This is a genomic window from Deinococcus hopiensis KR-140, assembly GCF_900176165.1.
GTDB lineage: Bacteria > Deinococcota > Deinococci > Deinococcales > Deinococcaceae > Deinococcus > Deinococcus hopiensis.
Window position 1 is genome coordinate 1317127 of record NZ_FWWU01000009.1, and the last position, 13330, is coordinate 1330456.

13 protein-coding genes are annotated in these 13330 nt (G+C 68.7%); 7 read left to right on the forward strand and 6 right to left on the reverse strand.

Annotated features, from left to right (window positions below):
- Window positions 1–228: 228 nt before the first annotated feature.
- Window positions 229–1596: an FAD-dependent oxidoreductase gene (locus B9A95_RS19965; protein ID WP_084048880.1), complete on the reverse strand. Its 1368-nt coding sequence runs from the start codon at window positions 1594–1596 to the stop codon at window positions 229–231.
- An 87-nt stretch (window positions 1597–1683) separates the two neighbouring features.
- On the opposite strand from B9A95_RS19965, the gene B9A95_RS19970 reads away from it, so the two are divergent.
- The 5 genes from B9A95_RS19970 to B9A95_RS19985 all read left to right on the forward strand — a co-directional run bounded on the left by B9A95_RS19970 (window position 1684) and on the right by B9A95_RS19985 (window position 5426).
- The gene (locus B9A95_RS19970; protein WP_245808399.1) at window positions 1684–2751 is read left to right on the forward strand and encodes a WD40 repeat domain-containing protein; all 1068 of its coding nucleotides are present in this window, start codon (window positions 1684–1686) and stop codon (window positions 2749–2751) included.
- Between the two features lie 62 nt (window positions 2752–2813).
- Window positions 2814–4010: an aminotransferase class V-fold PLP-dependent enzyme gene (locus tag B9A95_RS19975; protein WP_084048882.1), complete on the forward strand. Its 1197-nt coding sequence runs from the start codon at window positions 2814–2816 to the stop codon at window positions 4008–4010.
- Window positions 4011–4162: 152 nt separating this feature from the next.
- A complete protein-coding gene (locus B9A95_RS34005; protein WP_170928724.1) occupies window positions 4163–4315 on the forward strand; it encodes a hypothetical protein in 153 nt (50 codons plus the stop codon).
- A gap of 164 nt (window positions 4316–4479) precedes the next feature.
- Entirely contained in the window at window positions 4480–4665 is a 186-nt protein-coding gene (locus tag B9A95_RS19980) for a hypothetical protein (protein WP_084048883.1), read from the forward strand.
- A gap of 320 nt (window positions 4666–4985) precedes the next feature.
- On the forward strand, window positions 4986–5426 hold the full coding sequence (locus B9A95_RS19985) for a hypothetical protein (RefSeq protein ID WP_084050854.1): 441 nt from the start codon (window positions 4986–4988) through the stop codon (window positions 5424–5426).
- A 602-nt stretch (window positions 5427–6028) separates the two neighbouring features.
- Here the strand turns inward: B9A95_RS19985 and B9A95_RS19990 are convergent.
- The 3 genes from B9A95_RS19990 to B9A95_RS20000 all read right to left on the reverse strand — a co-directional run bounded on the left by B9A95_RS19990 (window position 6029) and on the right by B9A95_RS20000 (window position 8567).
- Window positions 6029–6283 carry a hypothetical protein gene (locus B9A95_RS19990; RefSeq protein ID WP_084048884.1) on the reverse strand — a complete coding sequence of 85 codons (255 nt, stop codon included), beginning with the start codon at window positions 6281–6283 and terminating at the stop codon, window positions 6029–6031.
- 211 nt (window positions 6284–6494) lie between these two features.
- Entirely contained in the window at window positions 6495–7502 is a 1008-nt protein-coding gene (locus B9A95_RS19995) for a DsbA family protein (protein WP_245808400.1), read from the reverse strand.
- Window positions 7503–7562: 60 nt separating this feature from the next.
- On the reverse strand, window positions 7563–8567 hold the full coding sequence (locus B9A95_RS20000) for an NADPH:quinone oxidoreductase family protein (protein ID WP_245808401.1): 1005 nt from the start codon (window positions 8565–8567) through the stop codon (window positions 7563–7565).
- 222 nt (window positions 8568–8789) lie between these two features.
- Here B9A95_RS20000 and B9A95_RS20005 point away from each other — a divergent pair, with 222 nt between their 5' ends.
- Together B9A95_RS20005 and B9A95_RS20010 are read left to right on the forward strand one after the other, a co-directional pair.
- Window positions 8790–10868: a 3-hydroxyacyl-CoA dehydrogenase NAD-binding domain-containing protein gene (locus B9A95_RS20005; RefSeq protein ID WP_084048886.1), complete on the forward strand. Its 2079-nt coding sequence runs from the start codon at window positions 8790–8792 to the stop codon at window positions 10866–10868.
- A 299-nt stretch (window positions 10869–11167) separates the two neighbouring features.
- The gene (locus B9A95_RS20010) at window positions 11168–12343 is read left to right on the forward strand and encodes an acetyl-CoA C-acyltransferase (protein ID WP_084048887.1); all 1176 of its coding nucleotides are present in this window, start codon (window positions 11168–11170) and stop codon (window positions 12341–12343) included.
- Window positions 12344–12468: 125 nt separating this feature from the next.
- Here the strand turns inward: B9A95_RS20010 and B9A95_RS32540 are convergent, their stop codons facing one another.
- Both B9A95_RS32540 and B9A95_RS20015 read right to left on the reverse strand, forming a co-directional pair.
- Complete coding sequence (locus tag B9A95_RS32540; RefSeq protein WP_139806903.1) at window positions 12469–12936, reverse strand: hypothetical protein; 468 nt, start codon at window positions 12934–12936, stop codon at window positions 12469–12471.
- A complete protein-coding gene (locus B9A95_RS20015; protein WP_084048888.1) occupies window positions 12926–13273 on the reverse strand; it encodes a hypothetical protein in 348 nt (115 codons plus the stop codon). The genes B9A95_RS32540 and B9A95_RS20015 overlap by 11 nt, the downstream gene beginning before the upstream one ends.
- Window positions 13274–13330: the final 57 nt, after the last annotated feature.

Sequence of the window (13330 nt, forward strand, 5' to 3'; positions counted from 1 at the left end):
CGGCGCTGAAGCTGTTTGAACGGGAGGACCTCCACTTGCCAGGAGGCGGCCGCGTGGCTGCACAAACGCCTGATTCGTAAAGATTCCGGTTCATCCGTGATGAAATAGCGGGTCAACCCAAGCGGAGCGAGCAGGAAAAACGGTGGCGGAGAGGCGTGGAATTCCCGAAGCGGAGGTGGCGGATGGTCCGGAAACCGCATCAGACCCTGGAAGCCGGCGGTCTGGGCGTCAGCGCCGAAGTGGAGTGGCCTCCCCCCCCAGCTCCCGCCGCAGCCGGTCCGCCGCCACGAGCAGCACGTCCCACGTCGTGGAAAAGGGCGGGGCGTAGGCGAGGTCACTGCCAAAAAGGTCCTCCACGCCCGCGCCCACGTGCAGCAGGGCCGCCACCACGTCCACGCGCTTGACGCTGTGTGGCTGGCCTAGCAGCTGCGCCCCCAGCAGCCGCCCGCTGCCGCGCTCACCCGTCATCCGGACGTGGATGGGTGCGGCGTCGGGGAAGTAGCCCGCGTGGTCCGTGCTATCCACATCCACGCTGGCGGCGTCCAGACCCAGCGCCTCGGCCTCGGCCTGCGTCAGGCCGGTGCGGGCTACACCCAGGTTAAAGGTCCTGAAAATGCCGGTGCCCACGATGCCGGGAAAGTGCGCGTCGCCGCCCGTCATGTTTACCCCCGCGACGCGCCCCATGCGGTTGGCGGTGAGGCCCAGGGGGATATAGACCTGCTTGCCGGAGACGCGGTGCTGCGCCTCGCAGTTGTCGCCCGCCGCGTAGACGCCCTCCACGTCCGTCTCCTGCCGGGCATTCACCGCGACGGCTCCCGTCTTGCCCAGCGATACGCCCGCCGCCTCGGCCAGCGCCGTGTTGGGGCGCACCCCGATGGCGATCACCACGAGGTCCGTTTCCACCGGGCCTTCGCTCGTCTGCACGGCGGTCACGCGCCCATGCGTTCCCGTCAGGGCCTCCACCGTTAAGCCGCAGCGGACTTCCACGCCGTGCTTTTCCACCTCGGCACGCAGGCGGCGCTGGTCCAGGCGGTCCAGGATACGTCCGGCCACTTCCGGCCCCTTTTCCAGGATGGTCACGTCCAGCCCCTGCTCGCGCAGCGCCTCAGCCATCTCCAGGCCGATATAGCCTCCGCCGATGATGCAGGCCCGGCGCGCTCCTTTCACGCTCGCCTTGAGGGCAAGACCGTCCTGCAGGTCGCGCAACACGTGAACGCCCACGAGGCCCGTTCTGGCCCAGTCGGGGCGGACGGGGCTCGATCCCGTGGCGATGAGGAGGCGGTCATAGGGTTCGGTGACCGAGCGGCCCGACTGGCGGTCATGCACCGTGAGGGTGCGGGCCGAAGGGTCCACTCCACTGACCTCGTGGCGCACCTTGACGTCGATGCCCCGCTCGCGCATCTGGTTCGGCGTGCGGGCGATCAGGTCACCGAAGTTTTCCACCTGTCCGGCGATCACGTAGGGCAGCCCGCAGGCCCCGTAGCTGATCTCGCCGCCGCGCTCAAAGACCGTAACGGTCGCGTCCGGGTCCGTCCGCCTGGCCCGACTCGCCGCGCTCATGCCCGCCGCCACCCCGCCCACCACCACAATCCGCATACCCGTCAGGGTACGTCGGGGCCCCCTTCAGAGGACCGCGAGAAGAAGTTCATGCGGCCTTCAGGACCCATGCTCTAGCTTAGGCGGGTGAATCCCCGCTTCCCCGCATCCCGCCGCCTCCTGCGGTGGGGGATGCTGTCCCTGCTCACCGCCGCGCCGACCGCCCGCGCCGTGTCCGGCGAAACCCGTGTGCCGCCCGATCCCCTCGTGCTCCTGGGCGTCGCTCCCGGGGCCCTACCTGCCCAGGCGGGCACGCCCGTCCCCGGCCTCGTCGCCGTACGGGGGCGCTACAGCTCGCACGTCCGCCTGCTTGACGCCGCTACCGGTGAGGAGCGCCGCGAGGTCTTTTTGCCCCCTGAGGTGCTGCTGGATGTGCCCCCGGCCCTCAGTAACGACGGGCGCTGGCTGGCCGTGGCCCTGATGCCCGACGCCGGCACCGGGCAGGGGCGCGTCGGCATTCTCAGCACCTTTCCCCCCGTTGCGCCCGCTCCGGCGGCCCAGGTGTCGGCGCTGCCCTCCGGCTTCACCTTTCAGAAGGTGCTTAGCGGTGGGCTGGGCGGTACCCATGGCCTCGCCTTCAGCCCCGACGGGACCCGGCTCGTGACCCTGAACCGCTTGGGATATGCGCAGCTGTGGGACTGGCAGAACGGGCGGCGCGTGACCACTGTGTCCAGCCAGACGGGCGCGGAGCCCACCCGCGTGGAGTTTAGCTCCGACAGCCGCCTCTTCGCCCCGATGTTCCGGGCCCAGACGCGCACCCGCATTTTCGACGCGCGCACTGGCGAGCCGCGCGCCACCTTGAACGGTGTCGGCTACGGCACCTTTACGCCCGATGGCCGGGGGCTGCTCGCCTCGCGCGGGCGGCTGGTCACTGTGCCCGAGGGCCGCGAGGTTCCGCCGCCCGCCTACCTGCTGGGCACGAACGGCGTCCTGGGCTTTAGCGCCGACGGCGCACGCGTCCTCGTGCGCCGCACGGGCGTGGACGTGCAGGGCCGCGAGTGGCTGGAACTGCGCGATGTGGCGACGGGCAAGACGCTGGGGGCCCTGACCCGCGTGTGGGACGGTTGGCCCGAGGCCCTCAGCCCCGACGGCACCACCCTTATCGGTGGCGACGGTGAGGGCGGCATCCGGCTGTTGCCATTGGCACCCCGCTGAGCAAGGGGGGCAGGTCAGACGGCTGCCCCCCGCACGTCTCCTTATGCGGCTACTCTGGGCCTATGACCGACTCCACGCGCGAGGCCCACCTGCCCCTGAACCGTCAGCGTCTGATCGCCCCCGGCCCGGTGGAGGTGGAGCCGCGCGTGCTGCTGGAACTTGCCCAGCCGCAGATGCACCACCGCGCGGCGGCGGGAATCGAAAAGCTGATGGAGGCCCGCACCAAGCTCACCGCGCTGCTCGGTGACCCCTACGACGCCGTGATTACCACCAGCAGTGGGACCGGAGCCTTTGAGGGAGCCCTCGTCAGCTTGACTCCGGAGGGCAGCAAGGTGGTCAATGCCCAGGCGGGAAAATTCAGTGAGCGCTGGGGCGAGATGAGCCGCAGGCTGGGCTACGACACCGCGCTGGTGGCGAAGCCCTGGGGCGAGGTGCTGGACCCGGACGAGATCGCCAGCGCGGCGAAGGACGCCCACACCCTGCTGATCACCCACAGCGAGACGAGCACGGGCGCGCTGCATGACCTCCAGGCCATCGCAGGGGCGGCAAAGGCGCACAACCCGGACCTGATCGTCATCGCTGACTGCATCACCTCCTACGGGGTGGCGGAGTTGCGGCCCGCCGCGTGGGGGGTGGACGCCATCGTCAGCGGCAGCCAGAAGGGCACGGCCACGCCGCCCGGCCTCGGCTTCGTGCTGTTTTCGCCTGAGGTGCAGGAGCGCATGATCCCGGCGACGGGACGCGGCTTCTACCTTGACCTGACCCGCGAGCTGAAGGGCCAGAAGGCGGGCAGCACCCCCCAGACGCCCGCCATCAACCTGATCTACGCGCTCTCGCTGGCGCTGGACCGTCTGCTTTCCGTGCCGCTGGAAGTGCTGTGGGCCGAAAAGCGGCGGCAGGCCGACGCGCTGACCGCCGCCGGAACTGCCCTCGGTGCCCGCGCCTGGGCCCCCCGCACCACGCCCGCCGTCGCCGTGCTGCGGCCCCCCGTTCCGCTGACCGGACGGCAGGTGTCGGCCCGCCTCGCGGAGATGGGGCAGCGCGCCCTCCCCGGCCAGGCTCCCCACGAAGACGCGGTGTTCCGCATCTCCACCCTGGGCTACGCTGACCGCTACGACGCCTTGGGCATTGCGGGCATTCTGGAAGACGCTTTCGCTGGGCTGGGCGTGAACTTCGAGCGCGGCGCGGCGGTGGGGGCCGCGTGGGCGGCGCTGAGGGAGACGCGGGCCATCTCCCCGCTCGTGGGTCAGGCGGGCTGAGGGCATCTGGGGCCAGGGGCAGGCGCGGTGTGCCTCTGCCCCCAGCCTCCACATTTGCAGCCTCGCGGGTTCGGACGTTTGTAGGCTTGCCGGACGCGTTTGCTCCCAGAAACGCCCTTCGGTGGTTTCCCCCCGCTCCTCTCCTGCCCGGGGTGAAGAGGCCCTTTGCCCTCACCGCCCGGCGGACCCTTTCCCTGGCCGTGGCCCAGGCCCAGCCCACGCCCGCCGCCCTCGCCGCCGCGCAAACCCGTGTTGCATGGCCCTCGGGTTCGGGTACAGCCCTTTCACCGCGCAGTCCCGCCTGAGGCAGCCGGTCAACTCCCCCCGCAGCCGCTGGAACTGCCGCCACGCCTGTTCGTGCCCGGACCGTCGGCAGTGTGGTGCAGACCAGCGACTCGTCGGATTGAGGTGGCTCGCAGACGGTCTACCTTGGCGTTCCGGTCCCTGCAGCTTTCACGCCCAGGACGCGGTGACGCCGCGCGGGTTCTACACCCTGGAGCGGCAGGTCAGCCTGGCCGCTGCGGTGAAACGGGTGGGTGACGTGATGCGGGCGGCGCTCAACTTGAACCGTTCCCCCAACCTGCGGGACTGGCTGCAGTTCGGGGCGAGGCAGGACGGCGTTCCGCGTCGCCCCAGCTCCCCCTTCCAGCCCTGACGCCCAGAGGAGCGGAAGTGCAGCCACGCGGCATGGGCAGCGGTGGCGACAGCCGGAACACCAGCGCGCCCCCATCGAGTCTTCGCTGACGGCGGCCCAGCTTCTGGTGCGGGGGCAAGCGCAAGGCATCGGGCTGGAGCTCCGCTGACGCGCGTGGCGTCTGGCAAGACCGTGAACAGGGTGTGGCGCTTTACCGTAAGGACAACCCGGAGTCTACCGGTGTGCTGACACTGCAGCAGAAGCTGGGCCGCTCCACCGCCCGGCGTTCGCTCCTTTGGGCGGCTCGTCTGTCCCGGTCTCCATCCCTTACCCTGCCGGACATGGCGACGCTTTACACCATTCTCCTGACCCTGCACAACATCAACCGCTGGCTGGTGCTGCTTACCGGCCTGTGGGCCTTGATTCGCTCGCTGGGCGGCGTGGGCGGCGGGAAGGACCTTACGCCCGCAGACCGCCGCCCGGTGGTGATGTTCGCGGGTACGGTTCACCTTCAGCTCGTGCTGGGGCTGCTGCTGTTCGCGCTGGTGGGCTCGCAGGGAGGGCGGGTGTTCGGGGACGCCCCCCGCGCCAGTTTTCGGTGGGAGCACCTGGGCCTCGGCCTGATCGCCGCCGTGTTCGCCACCCTCGCCAGCGCCATCAGCAAGCGGGCAAAGGGCAGCCAGGCCCCCTTTCGTGCGGCGGCGCTGTGGTCTGGCCTGGCCCTGCTGACCGTGCTGCTGATGATTCCGTGGTGGCGTCCGCTGTTGCGGCTGTTTTCGTAAACGGAAGCGTTCAGGGCAGTTTCCTCAGGACCGCCGGGGTCTCCGGAGTGCCGAACGGAGTGTGCCACACCTCGGTTGGGACCTGGAGACAGGGGCCCTGTGGGCCGGTTCAGCTCCTCTCCGCGTTGCTCGGGGTTCAGCAGGCGCGCCACCTCGTCGAGCAGTTCGGGATCTTCCGGAGAGGCCTGACGGTCTGGCCCCACTGCCCGCAGGCCCCAGTGGTCGCCGTGCCAAAGCTCCACCTTCTGCAGGGAGGCGAGGTCAAACAGCAGCTGGTGCTGGACTGCCCGCAGTCCGCAGGCCCCGTTCGGCGGTTTGAACTCCCACCTGCCCCGCCGCCAGACGTCAGCGGCCCTGGGAAAGGAAGAGCGCAGAATACCGTGGGGGTCGAAGGTCCGTATGTGCAGTTCGTCCTGTTGGGGGCGGCCAGGACCCACCGCCCCCAGCTGGGCTTCCAGACTTCGGAAACCACATGGACGTCGGCAAAGTGGGGACCGAAGTGCCGCGCGTCGCCCCGGCGTATGCGGGCGGAAATCTCCCGGCGGCGCAACAGGCGGGTGAGCAGCAGGGCGGAGTCCCGGCAGCAGCCGACCAGACGCTCTTCAAGGGGGCGCGGTGTGATCAGCGGAGCGCTGCACGTCGTCTCCGTACACCGGCCCCCCGCCGAAGTGGAAGAGAAGTCCGCGCACCACCTGGGCGAGGTCCTGAACGCCTGGGGGCAACTCCTCCAGCAGCTTGGCAAACGGTCCAAGACGGGTGTGGGGACTGTGCGTGGTGTACCGCTTCAGGTGGTCTGCACCGTGGCCCACCGTGCTTCGAGCATGGGGGAGAATGGGGCGCCGCGCGTGGAAGGGCACCCCTCACGGCTCCATTCTCCCAACGCTCATTCAAGTTCGTTTGCTGGGCTCGGTCAAAAAGAAGTCCGCACTTGGACATCTGGGCCAAGGAGGCCCACGCTACGCGTGAGGGGTGTTCAGGCGCCGTGGCGTGCCAAACGGTTTTTTTCGTGTTCTCCCGGGGAGCATTGAGGTGGAGCATTTTCCTCCAGGCGCCTGAGCGGGCCGGAGCCTAGCGCAGCGCTTTCAGACGGGCTTCGATAACCTGCGCCGCACTTGGAGAAGCCGCCGTCACCGTGCGGATCAGGGCCGCTTCTTCTGCGTCGCTGTAGTCCTGCATCTGCACGCCGTTGAGGTAGACGCTGGGGGTGCCCCGCACGTCCACCTTCAGGCCCGCCGCATACTGGGCGCGGACGGCGGTGCGGGGCGCGGCGCTCGTCAGGCACTTCTGGAAGGTGCCCACGTTCAGTTTCAGGGCGCGGGCATACTCCACGAACTTCGCCGTGGGGTTGGGCTGGGGCACCCAGTCCTCGACTCGGCTGAAGAGCTGGTCCGCGTAGGGCCAGAACTTGCCCTGCGCCGCCGCGCACTCGCTGGCGATGGCCGCAGGTTCGGCGTTCTCATGCTGTTCCAGCGGAAAGTGGTAATGCACGACGCGGTAGACGTTCGGCTGCGCCGCCCAGGTCCGGTGCGCCGTGTCCCACATCCGTTTGCAGTAGGGGCACTGAAAATCGCTGAAGACGCGCAGCACGTTCGGGGCCTTGGAATTGCCCTCGGCGTTGGCCGTGGTGGGAAAGGCGCTGTCCGGGTGAATCAGCAGCGAGGTGTAGGCGCTCCAGCGCTCGGCGTTGCCGCTGCCCGTGACCTTGAGGCGCAGCACGGTGCCCTCGCTGTCTTCGGCGAAGCCTTGGGCGGTGCGGGCCTGCGCCTTCACCTCCTCCGCGCCCAGGGAGCGGGCCAAGTCGGCGACGTTCTTCTCCTCGCCGCCCCAGGCCAGTACCAGGCCGCGCGCCACCTCCTGCGCGCCCTGCCCCTGGACAAGCAGCCCCACCAGCCGGCCCCCGGCCAGGTCCAACGTTACCCTGGTCTGGCCCTGGCTGAGGGTGAGGCCGCTGACCGTAAAGCCCTTCACCAGCGGATTGGCCGTCACCTCGGCAGGGGTGCTGTAGAGCTGCGCCCCCGCATTTGTTCCCAGCGCCAGGGCCGCTGCGACGGCCACCATAAGACCTGTTCGTTTCACCCCGGCAGTGTAAAGCCCGGGGGTTGGCTGACCGCGCCTTCCTGCACGCCCCGGCCCGGTTTACCGCCCCGGCTCGATGATCACCTTGCCCGTCGTCTTGCGGTCCAGAATGTCCTGAAAGGCGCGGGGGCTATCGGCCAGGGCATACGTCGGCCCCACCTGGGGCGTGACTTGCCCGCTGGCCACCAGGCGGGTCAGGACCTCGGCCGCCTCGCGGGTGGCCTCGCGGTCCGTCATCAGCGGAGTCAGCCAGAGGCCCGTCACCGTCAGGTTGCGCTTCATCAGCTCAAAGGGACGCAGATTGGCCTGCTCGCGGCTGGCGTTGCCGATCACGATGATGCGCCCGAGGGGGGCCGCCATGTCCAGGCTTTCCTGAAACCGCTTGCCGCCCACCACTTCCAGAAGGAGGGGCACGCCCTTCCCGCCCGCCGCGTCCCGCACCTTCTGCACCCGGTCGGGGTCATCTTGCAGCAGCGTCACGTCTGCGCCCAGCCCGCGGGCAATCTCCAGTTTTTCCTCGGTGCTTGCCATCGCCACCACGTGCATGCCGAGGGCCTTCGCCAGCTGAATGGACGCCGTGCCCAGCGCTCCCGCCGCCGCCTGCACCAGCACCCACTCGCCCGCCACACCGCGTCCCAGCGTCTTCAGGCCGTGGTAGGCCGTGAAGTACGACACCGGAAAGGCAGCGGCCTGCGCGGCATTGAGGTTCTCGGGAACGGGCACGAGGCCTGCCGCCGGGCACACCGCGTATTGGGCCAGGCTGCCGCGTCCGCCCAGCGCAGCCACCCGCTGCCCCACCTGCACCCCGGTCACCCCTTCGCCCAGCATGTCCACCACGCCTGCAAACTCCATGCCCGGCGTGTAGGGCACGCGTGTGCGGGTCAGGTATTCGCCCGCCACCGCCAGCACGTCCGCAAAGTTGATGCCCACCGCCTCCACCTTCAGGCGCACCTCACCGGGGCCGGGTTGAGGCACGGGGAGGTCGCGCAGCTGCATCACCTCGGGCGGACCGAGGCGTTCGACGAGGATGCCGCGCATGGTCTGGCCGGTTGGGGTCTGGGTCATGAAAGGCAGCATAACCGAAGGTTTCCCCCTGTCCCCCAGAAAGTGAACGTCTACGTACATCGTGAACGTCCACGTATTTGACCCCCGCCGTCCCCGCATGGAAGCATGGGCGCACATGCAGAGCGGAGGGCAACGTGGGGGTCAGGCCCCCGGCTTCCGGCACGCCGTCTCTGGCCGGGTGAAGGGTTCTCCCGGTGCCTGCCACGCTTCAGGAGGTAACGCATGAGCATCGTAGACCAGACCCGTGAGGGTGACGTTCTCGTCCTGACCATCAACAATCCGCCCGTCAACGCCTTTTCTCCCGGTGTGCCCGAGGGCCTTCACGCGGGCCTGGACGCCGCTGAGTCGGCCGGGGAGGTTCGCGCCGTGGTCATCATCGGCGGCGGGCGCACCTTTATCGCGGGAGCGGACATCAAGACCTTCGACCTGCCCCGCGAGCAGGCCCCGGACCTGCGCGGCTTTATCTCGCGCTTGGACGCCTTCCCCAAGCCCACCGTCGCCGCCATTCACGGCACGGCGCTGGGCGGTGGCCTGGAGGTGGCCCTCGCCTGTACCTACCGGGTGGCCGTGAAGGACGCGCAGATGGGCCTGCCCGAAGTCAAACTCGGCGTGCTGCCGGGCGCGGGGGGCACCCAGCGCCTGCCCCGCGTGGTGGGCGTGCAAAAGGCGCTGGAGATGATGCTCTCCGGCAATCCCATCAAGGCCACCGAGGCGAAGGACCTCGGCCTGGTGGACGACCTGGTGGAGGGTGACTTGCGCTCGGGAGCCGTCGAATTTGCCCGTGCCCACGCCGATGCCCGCCCCCTGCCCCGCGTCAGCGAGCGGACCGTGACGGACGCTGTCCCCCAGGTGTTCGGGGCCGCGCGCCAGGGCATCCTCAAGACGCACCGGGGTCAGCTCTCGCCCTCCCTCATCGTGGACCTCGCCGAGATGTCCGCCACCCAGCCCTTTGCCGTGGGTTGGGACAGTGAGGCCCGCCTTTTTATGCAGGCCAAAGACTCCCCGCAGTCGCGTGGTCTGCGCCACATCTTCTTCGCCGAGCGGGAAGCGGGCAAGGTTCCCGGCCTGACGAAAGACACGCCCACCACGGACGTCAGGCAGGTGGGCATCATCGGTGCGGGCACGATGGGCGGCGGCATTGCCATGAACTTCCTGAACGCGGGCCTGCCCGTCACCATCGTGGAGACGGCGCAGGAGGCGCTGGACCGTGGGCTGTCGGTCATCCGCCGCAACTACGAGAACACCGCCAAAAAGGGCCGCCTGACGGTGGAGCAGGTGGAGCAGCGCATGGGCCTCCTCACGCCCACCCTGAACGTGGAAGACCTCGCGGACGCGGACCTCATCATTGAGGCCGTGTTCGAGAACATGGACGTGAAGAAGGATATTTTCACGCGTCTGGACGCGGTCGCCAAGCCCGGCGCGATTCTCGCCACAAACACCTCCACGCTGGACGTGAACGAGATCGCCTCCGTCACTGGGCGGCCCGAACAGGTCATCGGCCTGCACTTCTTCAGCCCCGCCAACGTGATGAAGTTGCTGGAAATCGTGCGGGCGGACAAAACGAGCGATTCCGTCCTTGCCACCTGCCTCGCCCTGGCCCGGAAAATCAAGAAAGTCGGCGTGGTGGTGGGCGTGTGCGACGGCTTTGTGGGCAACCGCATGATCCACCGCTACGGCGACGAGGCCCGCAAGCTGGTGGAGGAAGGGGCCCGGCCCCAAGACGCCGACGCCACCATGCACGCCCTCGGCCTGCCGATGGGGCCGTTTGAAATGAGCGATATGGCGGGCCTGGATATCGGCTACGCCATCCGCGCGCACCAGGCCAAGGTGCGCGGCGAGCCCAAGCCCGACGGCTGGCTGGACCGCATCGTGGAAACGGGACGCAAGGGCCAGAAGACGGGTGGCGGCATCTACGACTACGACGAGAAGCGGCGGCCCTCGCCCAACGCCGACGTGCAGAAGCTGATTGAGGACCACCGCGCCGAGAAGGGCATCCGACCCCGCGAAATCGGGCAGGAGGAACTGACCGAGCGGCTCGTGTACTCGCTGGTCAATGAGGGCGCGAAGATTCTGGAGGAAGGCATTGCCCAGCGCGCGGGCGACATCGACGTGATCTACATCTACGGCTACGGCTTTCCCGCCTACCGGGGCGGCCCGATGGGCTACGCCGACGAGGTGGGCCTGAAGAACGTCGCCGCCGCCCTTGAAAAGCACGGCCAGACGCCCGCGCCTTTGCTGAAGCAGTTGGCGGAAGAGGGCGGGACGTTCGCGGCGTGGGATAGGCAGAAGGGGAGAGGGTAGGGCCTGAAGTCCTGCGCCTTGCGGCATTCAGGAGAACGCCTGCTCTGGAGGGCTGGCGTCTATCTGAAACGGGTATGAAGTTCGGCCCTCCCAAATGGTGCAGGACATTGAAGACCGTAAATATGCTGTCGCCCAGTGCGATGGCCTGTTCGCCAAATTTGATCAGGCAGATTGGAAATTCAAGGCGTGTATTTTCGGGAGAACTTGGCCCGCAATCGAGTCATCGCCGCTTCCATTCAATTGTTCAAGAAGCCGTCTCTGCTTTCTTTGGGGAAGGCGAAGGATAAGAGGTTTTCTCTATGCGTGAAGCTGTCATCGTCTCCACCGCCCGCACCCCCATCGGCAGGGCCTACCGGGGGGCCTTCAACGCCACGCCCTCGCCCACGCTGGCCGCCCACGCCATCCGCGCCGCCGTGGAGCGGGCGGGGGTCGAGCCCGCCGAGATCGACGACTGCGTGATCGGGGCCGCCATGCAGCAGGGCGTGCAGACCACCATCGGTCGCAACGCGGCCCTGCGCGCGGGGCTGGGCGCCGGCGTGGCGGGCATGTCCATCGACCGTCAGTGCGCCTCGGGCCTGATGGCGATTGCCACCGCCGCCAAGCAGATCATCGTGGACCGCATGGACGTGTGCGTGGCGGGCGGGGTGGAGTCCATCTCGCTGGTGCAGACGCCGGAAATGCGCGTGGGACCAGACCCCGAACTGCTGTCGATGCACAACGGCATCTACATGCCGATGATCGATACAGCGGAGGTGGTGGGCAAGCGGTACGACATCACCCGCGAACGCTGCGACGCCTACGCCCTCAGATCGCAGCAGCGCACCGCCCAGGCCCAGGCCGAGGGCCGCTTCGGCGACGAGATCATCTCCGTCACCACCCGCATGGGCGTGCAGAACAAAGAAACGGGCGAGATCACGATGCGGGAAGTGACCCTCACCCAGGACGAGGGCAACCGTCCAGACACCACGCTGGAGGGCCTCGCCTCTCTGAAGGCCGTCCGCGGTGAGGGCAACCAGATCACGGCGGGCAACGCTTCCCAGCTTTCCGACGGCGCGTCCGCCAGCGTGCTGATGGAAGCCGGGATGGCCGAACGCCGGGGCCTCAAGCCCCTGGGCCGCTACCTCGGCATGGCGGTGGCCGGAACCGAGCCCGACGAGATGGGGATTGGTCCGGTGTTCGCCGTGCCCAAGCTCCTGAGCCGCTTCGGCCTCGACGTGGAAGACATCGGCCTGTGGGAACTGAACGAGGCCTTCGCCGTGCAGGTGCTGTACTGCCAAGACCGCCTGGGCATTCCCGATGATCGCCTCAATGTAAACGGCGGGGCCATCTCCATCGGCCACCCCTACGGCATGAGCGGCGCACGGTTGGTGGGTCACGCCCTGCTCGAAGGCCGCCGCCGGGGCGTGAAGTACGTCGTCACGACGATGTGCGTGGGCGGCGGGATGGGGGCAGCGGGGCTGTTCGAGGTGTTGTGAGGAAGGCGGTTGGCCTTTGGGTTTTCCCGCCTCCCTCCTTGCGCGGGACTCGGCAGACTTGCAAAGCCGCGAGGCGGAAGGAAGGGGACCCGTAGAGCTACGGATATAGAGGGGGGAGGCGAGCGTCAGCTTGCCCTCTTCTTTTGTCCTCTCCCGTCAGGCGTCGTTCCTCCCGTCTCCTTCCCCCGCTGCCCCTCTACCTCGAAGGTGGGCAGCCGGGGCGCGCGCGGGTGAGTTCGGGCCCGGCCTCGCTCAGCGCGGAAAAGGGGAGGTGCAGACGCTCCACCATCTCCTGCTGGTACGCCGTGTCCTGGGTGCTCAGGCTGGAGGCCCCGGCCCCCAGCGCCCGCAAGCTCGGCGTGGTGGTCCCGGAAGGCGCAACGGGCGCTGCCCCACACACCGGGAACCAGGGCCGAGTTTTCGCCGCCGCGCGGCGGCGTAGGGCTGCTGATCAGGTCCAGCCGTATCCTCCGCCCAGCTGTGGCGGTCAGGACGAGAGGTGGTGGGTTCAAGCCCAGCAGGTGCCGGGCTGCACCGTTGTCCTCAGGCACGCGCAAGTCGGCAGGTGGGGTCAGGAGGTCGTCACGGCGCATGATCCAGGGGAATGTGCTTCAGGAACGCGCTGAACGGGGCAGAACCGGGCGCATCCAGCAGGGCGACTGGGCGGCTCTGCCCAGCACGTCCTTCGGTGTGGCGTACGTCCACGGCCGGTCCAGCCACCACGCGAAGCCCGCCAGCAGCGCGGCGACGGGGTGTGGTCAGGGGAAAGCCGTTGTCCGCCGCCACGTGGGTCAGCGGTGCGCCGTGCTGGGCAAGGTAAAGCCGGGGAGCCGCCACGGCGTGGCCCAGCGCGTGGGTGAGGGCAGCCGCTCCCAGTCCGGCCAGCAGCGCAAGCAGCAGGTCCGATGCGGCGAAGACGGCGGCTCCCACCCGGGCTGGGCGACTGCGCGGCGAGGGCGTGCAGGGACGTTCGTAGAGCGCCGGCGG